Source organism: Streptomyces aurantiacus (genome assembly GCF_027107535.1).
Taxonomy (GTDB): Bacteria; Actinomycetota; Actinomycetes; order Streptomycetales; family Streptomycetaceae; genus Streptomyces.
In genome coordinates this window covers 8,967,947-8,982,678 of the sequence record NZ_CP114283.1, presented here as the reverse complement: position 1 = coordinate 8,982,678, position 14,732 = coordinate 8,967,947, and the positions used below count along the sequence as shown (strand labels likewise).

Below are 14,732 nucleotides of genomic sequence, written 5' to 3'. Positions count from 1 at the left end.
TACGGATCAGCACCCTGTGCGGCCGAGCCCGCCAGCAGCCCGACTCGGGGTACAGCAGGCTGTACCTCTACGCTCCTCATCGAGAGTGAACCGGCCGCTCGCACAGGGCTGTTGGCGAGGCAGAGAGGAGGAGCAGATGTCGATCTCGACCCGGCACGACGAGCCGGTCGACGCGGGCGCGGGACAGCCCGGGATCATGGCGAGCGCGATCCGGACCGCCGAGGCCGCGGGCGCCGCGCTCGGACAGCTCATCGGCGGGCTGGGGACCGCGATGCTGGCGCTGGCCGTGCTGTTCTGGCTGGCCGTCGCCGCGGTGACGTCCGTCGTGGGCGTCGGACTGCTCATGGCCCCCGCCGCGCTGCGCGCCCTGCACTCCCTCGCCGACCGTGAACGCCACCGGCTCGCCCGGTGGGGTCCCGAGATCATCGGGCCCGACCCGGCCCCGGCCCGGCTGCGGCTCGCCCTGGTCGACCCGACCACCCGGGCGGAGCTGCGCTGGCTGACCCGGCACGCCACGCTCGGGCTGCTGCTCGGCCTGATCGCGCTGCTGCTGCCGCTGATGGCCGTACGCGACGCGATGTTCCCGCTGTACTGGCGCTTCATGCCGGAGAACGCGACCAGCACGTCCGTGGGCCTCGGCCATGCCCAGGGCTGGCCCGACGCCCTGGCCGTGACTTTGCTGGGGCTCGGCTGGATCGCCATCATCGTGGGCCTCACCCCAGGCATGGCACGGCTCCAGGCGCGGCCGGGACGGGCTCTCCTCGCGGCCGGTCCCGACACCGACCTGTCCCTGCGCGTCGCGGAACTCACCGCCACCCGGGCCGCCGCCCTGGACGCGCACGCCACCGAACTGCGGCGCATCGAGCGCTCGTTGCACGACGGCACCCAGAACCGGCTCGTCACCGTCACCGTGCTGCTCGGCGCGGCCCGCCGGATGGTGGCCCGCGATCCGGCGGGCGCCGACGAACTCCTCGAACGGGCCCAGAGCGCCGCCGAGCAGGCACTCTCCGAACTGCGCTCGGTCGCCCGGGGCATCCTGCCGCCCGTACTGGCCGACCGCGGCCTCGAAGGCGCGCTCACCGGCCTCGCCGCGAGCTGCCCGGTGCCCTGCCGGATCGACGTCGAGGCACCCGAGCGGTGCGCCGCGTCCGTGGAGGCCAGCGCCTACTTCGTGGTCGCCGAGACGCTGACCAACATCGCCAAGCACAGCGGGGCGACGAGCGCCACCGTCACAGTCCGCAGCCGTGGCGGCCGACTGCGACTGGACATCACCGACGACGGCCGTGGCGGAGCCGACGAGGCCGGCGGCTCCGGGCTCACCGGCATCCGCCGCCGGATCGCGGCCCACGACGGCACCCTCGACCTGGCCAGCCCGCCCGGCGGCCCGACGACTCTCAAGGTGGACATGCCATGCGGATTGTGATCGCCGAGGACGACCCGTTGCTGCGGGAGGGGCTCGCGCTGCTGCTGCGCGCCGAGGGCCTCGACGTGGTGGCCACCGCCGGTACCGCCGACGGCATCCTCGACGCCATCGACACCCACAAGCCCGATGTCGCCATCCTCGACGTACGGATGCCGCCGACGCACACCGACGAGGGGATCGTCGCGGCCGTCGAGGCCCGGCGGCGCAGGCCCGATCTGGCGGTGCTCGTCCTTTCGGCGTACGTCGAGCACTCCTTCGCCACGGAGTTGCTCGTCGGCGGGGTCACGGGACTCGGCTACATGCTGAAGGAACGGGTCGGGAGGGTCGAGGAGTTCCTGGACGCGCTGAACCGAGTGGCGGCCGGGGGCACGGCCATCGACCCGGAGGTCGTCGCGCAGCTCTTCACCCGCAGCCGCCAGGACACCCGCCTGGAGCGGCTCAGCCCGCGCGAGCGCGACGTGCTCGGGCTGATGGCGGAGGGACTGGGCAACGGCGCCATAGCGGAACGGCTCGTCGTCACGGACGGCGCCGTCCACAAGCACATCCGCAGCATCTTCGCCAAGCTCGACCTGTCGCCCGCCGACCAGGTGGACCGGCGGGTCGCGGCGGTCCTGCGCTACCTCGACGACGCGCGACGCCGCACCTGACCGATCCGACGTACCGTCACCGGGCCCTGATTTCGGCGGTGTTGGCCGAGGTCGGGGCCGGTCAGGTACAGCAGGCGCTACCGGCACAGGGGAGTGGGCACCCGTACCGAACGGCCAGGCTGCCGGATCGTGACGTACGGCCGGAATTCCTAAGTTGGTGATCACACCGCAACGGCGGTACGACGACCGACCCGCTAGGAGCCCGCCCGCATGAAGACGAAGCTCACCTCCCGCATTGTGGCCACGACGCTGGTGACCGCCCTGGCCGGTATCGGACTGACCCTGCCCGCGGCGGGCGCGACGGGGCAGGCGGCGAAGCCGACGCTGAACAAGACGCACGGCAAGACGCACGACAAGGCGCTCCAGGCCGACGTGAACGCGATCCTCAGGACCGGGACCGTCGGTGTCGTGGCCCAGTCGACGGGTCCGCGGGGCTCCCGGTACGCCAACGCCGGGGTGGCCGACAAGGCCACCGGCGCCGCCGCCCGCTCCGGCGACCGGTTCCGGATGGCCAGCGCCAGCAAGACGTTCGTCGCCACGGTGGTGCTGCAACTCGTCGGTGAGGGACGCCTGTCGCTGGACGACTCCGTGGAGCACTGGCTGCCGGGAGTCGTGTCCGGCAACGGCAACGACGGCAGCCGGATCACCGTGCGGCAGCTGCTCCAGCACACCAGCGGACTGTTCAACTACACCGCGGACTTCGCCCCGTTGACCAGCGTGGACGCCTACCAGGCGGGCCGCTACACCACCTGGACCCCGGAGCAGTTGGTCGGCATCGCGATGCGGCACGCCCCGGAGTTCGAGCCCGGCGACAAGTGGTCGTACTCCAACACCAACTACATCCTCGCCGGGATGATCATCGAGAAGGTCACCGGGCACAGCTGGGAGCAGCAGGTCACCAAGCGCATCATCCGCCCGCTGGGCCTGCGCGACACCTCCGCGCCGACCACGGACACCCGGATACCCGGCCGCCACCTGCACGGCTACTCCGACTTCGGGAAGACCGGGCCGACGATCGACACCACCGTCTTCAACCCCTCCGCGGCGGGTGCTGCCGGCGCCGTGATCGGTACGACGGCCGACCTGACCCGCTTCTACCAGGCGCTCCTGGGCGGCAGGTTGCTGCGCTCCGCGGAACTGAAGGAGATGAAGACGACCGTACGGACCCCGGACCTGGACGTCGTGTGGCCCGGCGCGAGTTACGGCCTCGGCCTGATGCGGGTCCCGCTGACCTGCGGCGGCTCCTACTACAGCCACGCGGGCGACCTCCCCGGCTCCACCACCCGCAACGGCATCAGCCCGGACGGCCGCCGGGTGGTGGTCCTGCACGCGACCGGCGACGGCGCGTCCGACCTGTCCACCGAGCAGGCCCAGAGCGACCTGATCGACGGCGAACTCTGCGCCTGAGAAGCCGGGCCGGCTGCGGCCGCGCATGCCGATGGGGCCGAGCCTGGTGAGGCTCGGCCCCATCGGGGTGCTGCCTTACGGCGTGGGGTTGCCCGGCGCGGTCACGGGCATCGAGTTGTCCGGCGGAGGCGCGGGCATCGAGTTGTCGGCGAGTGCCGGGCTCGCGGCCGCGACGGTGACGCCGACTATCAGGGTGATCGTGGTGAGGATCTTCTTGGTACGGGTCATGTCGGCTCCGGTGGGGAGGGGACTTCCGGACAACAAGTGTCGCCAGCGAACCGTGCCCCGGACAGACCTCGGCCGCGGTGGCTCCCCCTCCGGGCCACCGCGGCCGATCCCCGTCGGGAGAAAGGTCTCTACTTGCCGCCGTCGAGGTCCAGGGCGGGCGGAGCGGGCATGCCGTTGTCCATGGTCCGCAGCTCGTTCTTCGCGGGCTCGCTCGGCATGCCGTTGTCCAGCGGGGCGACCTCCGGGTCCTGCGGCGGAGTCGGCATCCCGTTGTCGAGCGGCTTGACGACGGGGTCCTTGGCCGGTGGTGTCGGCATCCCGTTGTCCTGCGTGGTGAAGTCCGCGTCCCTCTTCTGGTCGCTCATGGGCTCGGGTCCCTCCGTTGTGGTGACGAGTGAGGAACGCCCGCCCAGAAACTCCCCCGAGGGCCGCTGGACGGGCGTTCGGAGCCGCACACTAACCGGTTGGGCTCCTGGTCAGACCGTCTGCCCCCCGACGCGACGGTGTGACAGGTATGAGAGTGCCGGTCGGCGATAAACGAATGCTGAACGTCCGCGTCAACCCGGTCGAAAGGCCGCCGCTCACGCCGCCTTGGCGGGCGTGAGCAACGCCCTGACCTCCTCGGCCTGCACCGCGCCGCCGTTCTGTTCGAGCAGGTTGAGCGCCTCGCGCCAGCAGGCCCTGGCCCGGTCCACCTGCCCCAGCATGGTGAGCGCCCGGCCCAGGAGTGTCAGGACGATGCCCTGCATCCGGTCGCCGCCGATGCAGCCGAGCGCGAGGGCCTGCTCGGCGTGCTGGGCCGCCTGCGCGGGCCGGCGGGCCGCCAGGTGCGCCTCGGCCATCCGGAAGTTGGTGGTCCCCTCCCAGAGCCGCTGCCGGTGGCTGCCGAACACGGACAGCGCGTCGGAGAACTGGCTGAGCGCCTCGGAATGCCGGCCGGCCCTCGTCAGCGCGATGCCCAGCGTGAAGTGGCCGTTGGCGAGGCGCAGGGTCTGGCCGATCTCCAGGTACGTCGCGAGGGCGCGCTGCGCGATCTCCACCGCCATGGTGATGTTGCCCATGCCCAGGTGGGCGCGGGACAGGTTGCACAGGCTGAGCGCTTCGAGCGGACGGTTGCCGATCGCGCCGTACCCCTCGATGGACCGCTCGAAGTACGGCTTGCCGCTCGCGAACTGTTCCTGGTGGAGGAAGGTGAGCCCCCGGTCGTTGGCCGCCCAGCTCATGGCCATGGCGTCCCGGGCGGTGGCGGCGAGGTCCATGGCGAGCTGCGCCTGTTCGGCGGCCTGCTGGATGCGGCCGGAGACCAGCAGGACGTTGGTGAGCGTGGTGCGCGCCCTGCCCTCCGCGCGGGCGTCCCCGGCGGCCCGGGTGGCGTCGCACATCGCCCTGGCCGTCGTCTCGTACTGGTGGGAGTTGGCCCCCGACTCGGTGAGGTCCTTGGCGGCCCACAGCAGGTCCACCGCCCGCGGCAGCAACTCCGTACCCGCCGACTGCCGTACGCACGCCAGCAGCGGCGAAGCCTCCGTGTAGAGCCAGTCGAGGGCGGCGCCGCCCTCGGTGAACCGCAGCCCCGGGTACTCCGTCGTCTCCAGGTGGTCCACCAGCAGGTCGCCCGGCCGCTCGATGGCGTAGACCCCCGAGGCCGTGGCCAGGTAGAAGTCGAGCAGCCGGGACATCGCGGCGGCCCGCTCCCCGGGCGGCTGTTCGTCCCGCTCGGCGCACGCACGCGCGTAGAGCCGGACCAGATCGTGGTACCGGTAGCGGCCGGGCGCCGCCGACTCCAGCAGCGAGGTGTCGACGAGCGACTCCAGTACGTCCTCGGTGTCCTCCGTCGAGAGGTCGAGGACGGCGGCGGCCGCCGCGAGGGAGATGTCCGGACCGTCCGCGAGCCCCAGCAGCCGGAAGGCCCGTGCCTGGGCGGGCTCCAACTGCCCGTAGCCCAGCTCGAAGGTGGCCTTCACAGCCAGGTCGCCGGCCTGCAGCTCGTCCAGGCGCCGCCGCTCGTCCGCGAGCTTCGCCGCCAGTACCGAGACCGTCCAGGTGCGCCGGGCCGCCAGCCGGGAGGCGGCGATCCTGATCGCCAGTGGCAGGAAACCGCAGGCCGCCACCACGTCCAGCGCCGACTGGCGTTCCGATGCCACGCGCTCCGCGCCCACGATCTTCGTGAAGAGCTGGAGTGCCTCCTCCGGTGACATCACGTCCAGGTCGACCAGGTGCGCGCCGGCCAGGTCGACCATCCGCACCCGCGACGTCACGAGCGCCGCGCACCCCTCCGTCCCGGGCAGCAGCGGGCGGACCTGGGCGGCGTCCCGGGCGTTGTCCAGCAGCACCAGGACCCGCAGGCCGTCCAGGGTCGAGCGGTACAGGGCCGCCCGCTCCTCCAGGGAGTCCGGGATGGCCGAGTCCGCGGTGCCCAGGGCGCGCAGGAAGGCGCCCAGTACCGTCTCCGGTTCGGCCGCCCGCCCGCCGGCTCCCTGCAGATCCACGTACAGCTGCCCGTCAGGGAAGGCGGCCCGCGCCCGGTGCGCGACATGCACGGCCAGCGTCGTCTTGCCCACGCCGCCGATGCCCGCCAGCGCCGACACCGCCATCACCCGGCCCTCGGCCGCCGACGCCGCCGAGAGCACCTCGCTCAGCTCGGACACGAAGGACGCCCGGCCGGTGAAGTCCGGGACCGTCGCGGGCAGTTGGGCCGGACGCACCGGGGTGGCCGCGGTCTCCGGGACCAGTGGGGCCGAGGGTTCCGCCAGCCCCGGGTCCGCCTGAAGGATGCGCTGCTGGAGTTCCTGGAGGCCGGGGCGCGGGTCCACGCCCAGCTCGTCCGCCAGCAGCCGCCGGGTGTCCGCGTACGCCGCGAGGGCCTCCGCCTGCCGGCCCGAGCGGTACAGCGCGAGCATCAGCAGCTCACGCAGCCGCTCCCTCAGGGGGTGGGTGGCGGTCAGGGCCGTCAGCTCGGAGACGGCCTCCGCGTGGCAGCCCTGTTCGAGGTCCATGTCCAGGCGTGACTCCAGCAGTTGGAGCCGCCATTCCTCGAGGCGCGTGCGCTGTGTCTCCGCGTACGGGCCGGGGACGCTCGCCAGCGCCTCCCCGTCCCACAGGTTCAGTGCCTTGTTGAGGAGAGCACGGGCGTGACACAGGTCACACGAGTTCCTCGCCTTCTCGGCGTCGGTGGCCAGCTCCTGGGCGACGGCCAGGTCCAGCGCCCCGTCGTGGAGGGAGCGGATCGCGTACCCGCCCGCATCGCTGACCAGGACGTCGGGGTCCAGCACCTTCCGGAGCCGGGACGCGTACGTGCGCAGTGCCGCCAGCGCCTGGGAGGGCGGCTCCTCGCCCCACAGGGCGTCGATCAGCTCGCCCGCCGTGGCCGTGCGGCCCTCGCGGAGCAGCAGGGCCGCCAGCAGCGCGCGTTGCTGGGGGGATCCCGTGGGCAAGGAATCCGCCCCACGCCAGGCGCGCACCGGGCCGAGCACGCTGAAGCGGAGGCTCGCCGATTCCTCGGGACGCCGCTGCTCCGGTACTCGCGGTACACCGTCCATCGCTGTCCCCCTGCCGAACCGTCATGACAACCACGCCAGTTTGCCTTGTCCATGGCGGATGCGTCAGCCGTGGGAGGTGCCGATCACAGGACGCCGTGCCAACTCGCGCAACCTCTCACAGGGCCCACACCCCGTCCTCGCAACCTCACGATGCGACTTCCGCATTCCAGAGACCGCCCTCCAGAGAGCTGACGCCCCGTCAGATCGGCGCTACCGTACAACGTATGGAGACCTTCCCGAAGATCATCTCGGTGGACGACCACACGGTGGAACCTCCCGACGTCTGGCGGGACCGGCTCCCGTCGAAGTACCAGGACCAGGGACCCCGCGTCGTGCGCGCCCCCCTGAAGGAAATGACCTTCCTGGGCGGCAAGTTCGCCCCCGTCATGGGCAGCCCCGGCGACGACGGCCCGATCGGCGACTGGTGGGTGTACGAGGACCTGCACCGCCCCCTCACCCGTCTCGACACCGCCGTCGGATACGACCGGGACGAGATCAAACTCGAAGTGATCACGTACGAGCAGATGCGCCCGGGCTCGTACGACGTCCCGCAGCGCCTCGCCGACATGGACGTCAACCACGTCCAGTCCGCCCTCTGCTTCCCCACGTTCCCGCGCTTCTGCGGCCAGACCTTCACCGAGGCCAAGGACCGCGAGCTGGGGCTCCTCTCGGTGCGCGCCTACAACGACTGGATGGTCGACGAGTGGTGCGGGCCCGACGCCCGGGGCCGGCTGATACCGCTCACCCTCATACCGCTGTGGGACGCGGAACTCGCCGCGCGGGAGGTCCGGCGCAACGCCGCCCGCGGGGTGCGGGCCGTCGCCTTCTCCGAGATACCTCCGCACCTCGGACTGCCGTCCGTTCACACGGACGACTGGGATCCGTTCTTCGCGGCCTGCGACGAGACGGGCACCGTCATCGCCATGCACATCGGGTCGAGCAGCCGGATGCCCTCCACATCCGCCGACGCCCCGCCCGCCGTCGGCTCCACCATCACCTTCGCCAACTGCTGCTTCTCGATGGTCGACTGGCTGATGAGCGGCAAGTTCGAACGCTTCCCGAACCTCAAGGTCATGTACGCGGAGGGCCAGATCGGCTGGATCCCCTACATCCTGGAGCGCGCCGACGTGGTCTGGGAGGAGAACCGCGGCTGGGGCGGCGTCGCCGACAAGGTCCACCGCCCGCCGTCCGAACTGTTCACCGAGCACGTCTACGGCTGCTTCTTCGACGACGCCTTCGGCCTGAAGAACCTGGACGCCATCGGCGTAGGGAACGTCCTGTACGAGACCGACTACCCCCACTCCGACTCCACCTGGCCCAAGTCGCGTGAGGTCGGCGAGGCCCAGATGGGCCACCTGGACGCGGACGTCGTCGACCGGATCGTCCGCCGCAACGCGATCGAGCTGCTGGGGCTGACGCGGGACGGGCTGTGGGCCGGACCGGGCGGTGCCCGGTGAACGCGCCCCCTGGCGACGCCCCTCCCGGCGACGCGCCCTTCAGCTACGGGATGCAGCTCCCGGTCCAGTCGCAGAGCACCCTCTACGCCGAGGCGTGGGAGGCCGACGCCGGGCCGGGGGATCTCGTGGAGATCGCCCGGGCCGCCGACGTCTCCGGCTTCGCGTATCTCGCGAGCTGCGACCACGTCGCGATACCGAGGCGGCTCGCCTCCGCGATGAGCACCGTCTGGTACGACCCGGTCGCCACCCTCGCCTTCCTGGCCTCGGTCACCGAGCGGGTGCGGCTGCTCAGCCATGTCGCGGTCGTCGGGCTGCGGCATCCCCTCGCCACCGCCAAGCAGTACGCGACCCTCGACCACCTGAGCGGGGGGCGCCTGATCCTCGGGGTCGGCGCGGGGCACGTACAGGAGGAGTTCGAGGCGCTGGGGGTGGACTTCGAGCGGCGAGGGGCCGTGCTCGACGAGTGCGTCGACGCCCTGCGGGCCGCGCTCGGGCCGGACGAGTTCCCGTCCCACCACGGCAAGTTGTACGACTTCGAGGGACTCGGGCAGCGGCCCCGGCCGGCGCAGGAGCGGGTGCCCGTCTGGGTGGGCGGCTCCTCGCCCGCGGCCGTCCGGCGGGCCGCCGTCAAGGGCGACGGATGGCTGCCGCAGGGAGATCCGCGCGAGCGGCTGCCCGAGCAGATCGCCCGCATCGGCCGGCTCAGGGAGGAGGCGGGGATCGCCGACCCCCTCACCGTCGGCGCCATCACCGAACCGCTGTACGTGGGGGAGCCGGACTGGGCCGTGGGGCGCCGCACCCTCACCGGCGCCCCCGAAGCGCTCGCCGAGTCGCTGCGGGCGTACCGGGCGATGGGGGTGCACCAGATCCAGGTGCGGTTCCGCAGCAGGAGCCGCGCCGAACTCACCGACCAGATGGCGGCGTTCGGGACGGAGGTCGCGCCGCTGCTCTAGGAACCCCTGGCCTCGCGGAGGCGGGTCTCCGTGGGGAACCTGTCTGACAGCCAGACAGTTTGTCGTTGAAACTTCGAACACATTCCGTCCGTGGCACGTACGTAGGGGCATCCCGGCTTCGGCGGAAGGACACGCGAAGTGCGATCGCCCCGGCACGTCCGAACTTCCCAACACGGTTCTCTGCAGGGCTCGTTGACCGGCGCCCGGCGTACGGGCGCCGCCGCCCCGACAGACCCCTCCCGCAAACTGACCGTCGCCCTCGCCTGCGCCGAGGGCGACTGGCCGCACGACGACTGGCCGGCTCCGGACGACCCGTACGTGGGTCCGGCGCAGCACGTTCCTGCGCCCTACCGCGCTCTTCGGGAGGGCCCGTTGCGCGGCGCGGTCGACGTCGTCGTCCTGCGCTGCGAGGAACCGTCGGCCGCCTTCGCGGAGCTGCTGACGGCCATGGGCGCGATGAGCGCCCCGGTGATCGTCGTCAGCCCCCGGCGGGACACCGAGGCGGTGGTCGAGGTGTTCCGGGGCGGGGCGGGCTATCTGGTCGAGGGCGACTACTGCGCCTGCATGCTGTCCTCGGCGGTCGTGGCCGCCACGATCGGACACACCTACCTCTCGCCGACCGCGTCCGTCGTCCTGCGGGAGGCCGCCCGGCGGATGCCCGACGGCGCGGAGGCGACGGAGCGGGTGCGCGCCCTGCTCTCACCCCGCGAGCGGGAGATCATGGAACTGCTCTCGACCGGCCTCGGCGCGCAGGACATCGGTCTGAGACTGGGACTGAGCGAGAAGACCGTCCGCAACAACCTCAGCAACATCTACGCCAAGCTGGACGCCCGGGGCGGCACGGAAGCGGTGCTGCGGTGGCTCGGCGCCCCGCACGGCGACGCCCCGGGCATGCAGGGATCACCCATCCACTGACGCGGGGGCGGGCACGGAAGAAGCCCCCGCGCGGATCGCGGGGGCCGTTCGTGCCGTGTCGCCGGCGTCGTTACGGCGCCGGGATCTCGGACAGCGGAATCTCGACGTCCGACACGTTCGAGCCGCCCTCCTCGAAGCCTGGTTCCGCCCTGAGGCTCTTCGACGAGTTCTGGATTCCGCCCGCCTCGGGAGTTCCGCACTTCACGTTGCGCAGCCAGAGGCGGCCGTCAGGGGTGCCGTTCTTCAGGAGCTGCGGGTAGAAGACGTGCACGCTCGTGCCGCCCTCGCCGGGCGAGAAGAACACCTTCTGACCGTCCTGCTCCTCCTTGTACGTGGCCCTGAGGAAGCCGCTCACGTCGGTGCGCTTCTCCGACCACATGAAGAAGCCGAGGTGGTCGGCCTTCACGGTGTCGGTCCTGGAGAAGTCGAACCCGGTCCCGGTGTCGTCCCGCTGGATACTGAATTCCGTCGTGTTGAACTTGGCGCCGATCTCGAAGAACGAGTTCCCCAGCTTCGAGTCCGCGGCGGCCGTGAACCCGTCCTCGAGGGTGATGGACCTCGTCACCGAAGCGGAGACGCTGAAGTTCTTCGTGGCGTCGGCCGTGGATCCGCAGTTGTCCGTCACGGTGGAGACGCGCTTGTTCGGGCCCAGGTTGTTCCTCTTCACCTGGACGTCGACGAACGCGCAGTCCTCCAGCTTCGCGGAGTCCTCCGCGCAGTCCTTGGACACCTCGGACGGGGTGGCGGCACCCGCCTGGTTCATCAGCGGAACGGCCACCGCGGCGGCCACCACCGGGGCCAGCATGAGGGCGATGCGCTTCTTCTTGCTCCGGTGATGTCCCTTGCGGCCGGTGCGTGTCATGGTGCGTCTCCTTGGAGCTTGAGGGGGGAAAGCAGGTGGGGGGAGCGTGTAGGGGGAGGTGTGCAGGGGGGAGGTGTGTGGGGCCGGCCGAGGGGGACGCGGGGGAGCCGGAGTGACGGAGGGGCCGTCGGAGTTCCGCCGGCGGTCCGTCGCAGACCCGTCAGCAGTCCGTCAGCAGTCCGTCAGGACGGGCTTGGCGACCCCGTCCGCGATGCCGGGCGCACCGGCGGCCGAGGCCAGGACGACGGGTCCCTCGATGACCTCGGGGGCCGCGAAGTTCTTCTCGGGGCTGGGGTTGACGGCGAAGCTCCCCGGGTCGGCGTCGATCCGTACCCGCCACTCGCCGGTCATCCGCTGCATCTTCGGCGTGAACTCCATGTGCAGGACCTTGCCGACCGGGACGTCCCGGGTCTCCGTGTCGCCGGCGGTCACCGACCGGACGGTCAGGTCGGTCGTCCCCTTGTGCTTGAGCCACGACCCGCTCAGGAAGCCGAACAGGCCTCCGCCGGCGCCCTGTTGGGTGGAGGTGTACTTGCCCTCCCCCTGGCCCACGGTCGCCTTCCAGGTGATCGAGACCTTCGCCGGCTCGGTGGCGTTCGGCTCGCAGTTGGGGAAGTCGATGGACGCCTTCTCCTTGGGGCCGTCGAAGGTCTCGAACTTCGTCTCGGCGAAATCGCAGTTGTCGGCCTGGAATCCGTCGGCGAAGGCGCCTCCGAAGTCCCTCACCGACCGTTGTTTGCCGCTGACGACCGCGGACCTCTCGCACATCGTCGTGATCTGCTCCGGCGTCTTCTCCTCGGCCGCGTTGGCCGAGGGCAGCAGGGTGACGACCGCCGCACCGGTGGCGAGTGCGGACCCGATGGCGACCAGCCGGATCTTCTTGTTCTTCAAGGCCCTCTTGGCCACGACTTGCTCCGTCCTTGGGGGCTTCTTTGCCTTGCCGAGAACGGATTATTGGGCCGCGCCGGGAACGCCGACAGAGTCAAATGTCCCTACCGGACAGTTACTTGACGTGTGCATTGCGACACACCCCGAAGCCCCCGACCCCTTGCCTGACGATGCGTCAGATACGACGATGGGCACGCTCGCCACATGTATGACGGCGCGTCAGCAGCGCCGCGGCCGTCTCCACGTCTCCATCTCCCGCACCTTCACGTCTTCACGTCTTCATGTCTCCGGAGGGAATCCCATGGGCAAGCTCGACGGGCGCGTCGTCCTCGTCACCGGTGCCGCGCGCGGCCAGGGCGAGCAGGAGGCGCGGCTCTTCGCGGCCGAGGGCGCCAAGGTCGTCGTCGGGGACGTGCTCGACGACCAGGGGGAGCGCCTCGCCAAGGAGCTGGGAGCGCTCTACGTCCACCTGGACGTGAGCCGCGAGGAGGACTGGAGGGCCGCGGTCGCCGTCGCCAAGGGGGCGTACGGAAAGGTCGACGGGCTGGTCAACAACGCCGGCATCCTGCGGTTCAACACGCTCGTCGACACGCCCCTCGAAGAGTTCATGCGGGTCGTGCAGGTCAATCAGGTCGGCGTCTTCCTCGGCATCAAGACCCTGGCCCCCGAGATCGGGGAGGCCGGCGGCGGGACCGTCGTCAACACCGCCTCGTACACCGGCCTCACCGGCATGGCGTACGTCGGCGCGTACAGCGCGAGCAAGCACGCGATCGTCGGCCTCACGCGCGTGGCCGCGCTGGAGCTGGCCTCCAAGGGGATCCGCGTCAACGCCGTCTGTCCCGGGGCGATCGACACCGCCATGAGCAACCCGGCCCTGCTCGACCCGGCGGCGGCGGACGCCGAGGCGGCCTCGGAGGGTGTCGAGCGGCTGTACCGCAAGCTCGTGCCGATGGGCCGCATCGGTACGGCCGAGGAGGTGGCCCGGCTCGCGCTCTTCCTGTCCTGCGAGGACTCCTCCTACATCACCGGCCAGCCCTTCGTGATCGACGGCGGCTGGCTGGCGGGAGTCAGCGCCATGTGACGCTCCATCAGGTATTGACGCCTCGCGGGTGCGGTGCAACAGTCGGCGGCAGATGGATCTGACGGTGCGTCAGGTCAGGCAGGGTGACGGACAGAGGACGGTGAACCTCCTTGGAATTCGGGCTCTTTGTACAGGGATACGTGGGCAAGCGGGCCGAGACCGATCCGCTCGCGGAGCACAAGGCGCTGATGGAGGAGACCGAGTACGTCATCCAGGCGGACAAGTCCGGCTTCAAGTACGCCTGGGCGTCCGAGCACCACTTCCTGGAGGAGTACTCGCACCTCTCCGCGAACGACGTCTTCCTCGGCTACCTGGCGCACGCGACGGACCGGATCCACCTGGGATCGGGCATCTTCAACCCCCTCGCCCAGGTGAACCACCCCGTGAAGGTCGCCGAGAAGGTCGCCATGCTCGACCATCTCACCGAGAACCGCTTCGAGTTCGGCAGCGGACGCGGCGCCGGATCGCACGAGATCCTCGGCTTCCTCCCCGGCATCACCGACATGAACTACACCAAGGAGATCTGGGAAGAGACCATCGCCGAGTTCCCGAAGATGTGGCTCCAGGACGAGTACGTCGGGTTCCAGGGCAAGCACTGGCAGCTCCCGCCCCGCAAGATCCTGCCCAAGCCGCACGGCAAGTCGCACCCCGCCATGTGGTACGCGGCCGGGTCGCCACCCTCGTACTCCATGGCGGCCCGCAAGGGGCTCGGGGTGCTCGGCTTCAGCGTGCAGAAGGTCTCCGACATGGAGTGGGTGCTGGAGCAGTACAAGACGGCGATCGTCGAGGCCGAGCCCATCGGGGACTTCGTCAACGACAACGTGATGGTGACGACGACCGCGATCTGCGCGCCGACGCACGACGAGGCGATCCGCGTCGCCGTGGGCGGCGGACTGCACTATCTGCCGTCCCTCGTGTTCCGGTACCACGACACCTTCCCGCGGCCGGAGGGTTTCCCCGTGTGGCCGGAGACGCTGCCCGAGTACAACGAGGAGTTCATCGAACTCCTCATCGCCGAGGAGCTGTTGATCTGCGGGGACCCCGACGAGGTGCTCATGCAGTGCAAGCGGTGGGAGCAGGCCGGGGCCGACCAGCTGTCCTTCGGGCTGCCTGTCGGCGTGCCCAAGGAGGAGACGCTGCAGACGATCCGGCTGATCGGGGAGCACGTGATTCCGAAGATCGACACGGATCCTGTCCATCGGACCACCCGGTTCCGTCAGGCGGGCTGAGGTCCGTCGCAGGGTGCGGCGCCGTCGTGGTCGCCCGCGCAGTTCCCCGCGCCCCTGAAAGAAGGGGCGCCCAGGTGCAGCGGCAGAAATCGCAGAGCCAGAGAGG

At 70.8% G+C, this 14,732-nt stretch carries 13 protein-coding genes; 8 read left to right on the top strand and 5 right to left on the bottom strand.

Going from position 1 to position 14,732, the window contains the following annotated elements; genetic code table 11:
- The first annotated feature begins 196 nt into the window (after window positions 1-196).
- From O1Q96_RS41560 to O1Q96_RS41550, 3 genes are all read left to right on the top strand, one after another.
- Window positions 197-1,423: a sensor histidine kinase gene (locus tag O1Q96_RS41560; protein ID WP_269253939.1), complete on the top strand. Its 1,227-nt coding sequence runs from the start codon at window positions 197-199 to the stop codon at window positions 1,421-1,423.
- Complete coding sequence (locus tag O1Q96_RS41555; protein ID WP_269253020.1) at window positions 1,411-2,070, top strand: response regulator transcription factor; 660 nt, start codon at window positions 1,411-1,413, stop codon at window positions 2,068-2,070. The genes O1Q96_RS41560 and O1Q96_RS41555 overlap by 13 nt, the downstream gene beginning before the upstream one ends.
- A gap of 210 nt (window positions 2,071-2,280) precedes the next feature.
- Window positions 2,281-3,477 carry a serine hydrolase domain-containing protein gene (locus tag O1Q96_RS41550; RefSeq protein ID WP_269253019.1) on the top strand — a complete coding sequence of 399 codons (1,197 nt, stop codon included), beginning with the start codon at window positions 2,281-2,283 and terminating at the stop codon, window positions 3,475-3,477.
- A 75-nt stretch (window positions 3,478-3,552) separates the two neighbouring features.
- Here the strand turns inward: O1Q96_RS41550 and O1Q96_RS41545 are convergent, their stop codons facing one another.
- The 3 genes from O1Q96_RS41545 to afsR form a co-directional block, all read right to left on the bottom strand.
- Window positions 3,553-3,705, bottom strand: coding sequence for a hypothetical protein (locus O1Q96_RS41545; protein ID WP_269253018.1), 153 nt, complete (start codon window positions 3,703-3,705; stop codon window positions 3,553-3,555).
- A gap of 128 nt (window positions 3,706-3,833) precedes the next feature.
- Window positions 3,834-4,070, bottom strand: a complete 237-nt coding sequence (afsS, locus tag O1Q96_RS41540; protein ID WP_269253017.1) for a regulatory protein AfsS — start codon at window positions 4,068-4,070, stop codon at window positions 3,834-3,836.
- Window positions 4,071-4,286: 216 nt separating this feature from the next.
- On the bottom strand, window positions 4,287-7,241 hold the full coding sequence (gene afsR / locus O1Q96_RS41535; RefSeq protein ID WP_269253016.1) for an SARP-family global regulator AfsR: 2,955 nt from the start codon (window positions 7,239-7,241) through the stop codon (window positions 4,287-4,289).
- Between the two features lie 224 nt (window positions 7,242-7,465).
- On the opposite strand from afsR, the gene O1Q96_RS41530 reads away from it, so the two are divergent.
- The 3 genes from O1Q96_RS41530 to O1Q96_RS41520 all read left to right on the top strand — a co-directional run bounded on the left by O1Q96_RS41530 (window position 7,466) and on the right by O1Q96_RS41520 (window position 10,566).
- Window positions 7,466-8,698, top strand: coding sequence for an amidohydrolase family protein (locus tag O1Q96_RS41530; protein ID WP_269253015.1), 1,233 nt, complete (start codon window positions 7,466-7,468; stop codon window positions 8,696-8,698).
- A 50-nt stretch (window positions 8,699-8,748) separates the two neighbouring features.
- Window positions 8,749-9,651 carry an LLM class F420-dependent oxidoreductase gene (locus tag O1Q96_RS41525; RefSeq protein WP_269253938.1) on the top strand — a complete coding sequence of 301 codons (903 nt, stop codon included), beginning with the start codon at window positions 8,749-8,751 and terminating at the stop codon, window positions 9,649-9,651.
- Window positions 9,652-9,843: 192 nt separating this feature from the next.
- Window positions 9,844-10,566, top strand: a complete 723-nt coding sequence (locus O1Q96_RS41520) for a helix-turn-helix transcriptional regulator (RefSeq protein WP_269253014.1) — start codon at window positions 9,844-9,846, stop codon at window positions 10,564-10,566.
- Window positions 10,567-10,636: 70 nt separating this feature from the next.
- On the opposite strand, the gene O1Q96_RS41515 is transcribed toward O1Q96_RS41520, so the two are convergent.
- Entirely contained in the window at window positions 10,637-11,428 is a 792-nt protein-coding gene (locus tag O1Q96_RS41515; RefSeq protein ID WP_269253013.1) for a hypothetical protein, read from the bottom strand.
- Window positions 11,429-11,599: 171 nt separating this feature from the next.
- Window positions 11,600-12,334, bottom strand: a complete 735-nt coding sequence (locus O1Q96_RS41510) for a hypothetical protein (RefSeq protein WP_269253012.1) — start codon at window positions 12,332-12,334, stop codon at window positions 11,600-11,602.
- 283 nt (window positions 12,335-12,617) lie between these two features.
- On the opposite strand from O1Q96_RS41510, the gene O1Q96_RS41505 reads away from it, so the two are divergent.
- Together O1Q96_RS41505 and O1Q96_RS41500 are read left to right on the top strand one after the other, a co-directional pair.
- Window positions 12,618-13,397, top strand: a complete 780-nt coding sequence (locus O1Q96_RS41505; RefSeq protein ID WP_269253011.1) for an SDR family NAD(P)-dependent oxidoreductase — start codon at window positions 12,618-12,620, stop codon at window positions 13,395-13,397.
- Between the two features lie 110 nt (window positions 13,398-13,507).
- The gene (locus tag O1Q96_RS41500) at window positions 13,508-14,626 is read left to right on the top strand and encodes an LLM class flavin-dependent oxidoreductase (protein ID WP_331276095.1); all 1,119 of its coding nucleotides are present in this window, start codon (window positions 13,508-13,510) and stop codon (window positions 14,624-14,626) included.
- Window positions 14,627-14,732: the final 106 nt, after the last annotated feature.

Bases quoted from the DNA above. Each gene is read 5' to 3' on its own strand.
- afsR (WP_269253016.1), bottom strand. From the start codon at position 7,241: ATGGACGGTGTACCGCGAGTACCGGAGCAGCGGCGTCCCGAGGAATCG.
- O1Q96_RS41505 (WP_269253011.1), top strand. From the start codon at position 12,618: ATGGGCAAGCTCGACGGGCGCGTCGTCCTCGTCACCGGTGCCGCGCGC.
- O1Q96_RS41515 (WP_269253013.1), bottom strand. From the start codon at position 11,428: ATGACACGCACCGGCCGCAAGGGACATCACCGGAGCAAGAAGAAGCGC.
- O1Q96_RS41560 (WP_269253939.1), top strand. From the start codon at position 197: ATGGCGAGCGCGATCCGGACCGCCGAGGCCGCGGGCGCCGCGCTCGGA.
- O1Q96_RS41525 (WP_269253938.1), top strand. From the start codon at position 8,749: ATGCAGCTCCCGGTCCAGTCGCAGAGCACCCTCTACGCCGAGGCGTGG.
- afsS (WP_269253017.1), bottom strand. From the start codon at position 4,070: ATGAGCGACCAGAAGAGGGACGCGGACTTCACCACGCAGGACAACGGG.
- O1Q96_RS41530 (WP_269253015.1), top strand. From the start codon at position 7,466: ATGGAGACCTTCCCGAAGATCATCTCGGTGGACGACCACACGGTGGAA.
- O1Q96_RS41545 (WP_269253018.1), bottom strand. From the start codon at position 3,705: ATGACCCGTACCAAGAAGATCCTCACCACGATCACCCTGATAGTCGGC.
- O1Q96_RS41550 (WP_269253019.1), top strand. From the start codon at position 2,281: ATGAAGACGAAGCTCACCTCCCGCATTGTGGCCACGACGCTGGTGACC.
- O1Q96_RS41555 (WP_269253020.1), top strand. From the start codon at position 1,411: ATGCGGATTGTGATCGCCGAGGACGACCCGTTGCTGCGGGAGGGGCTC.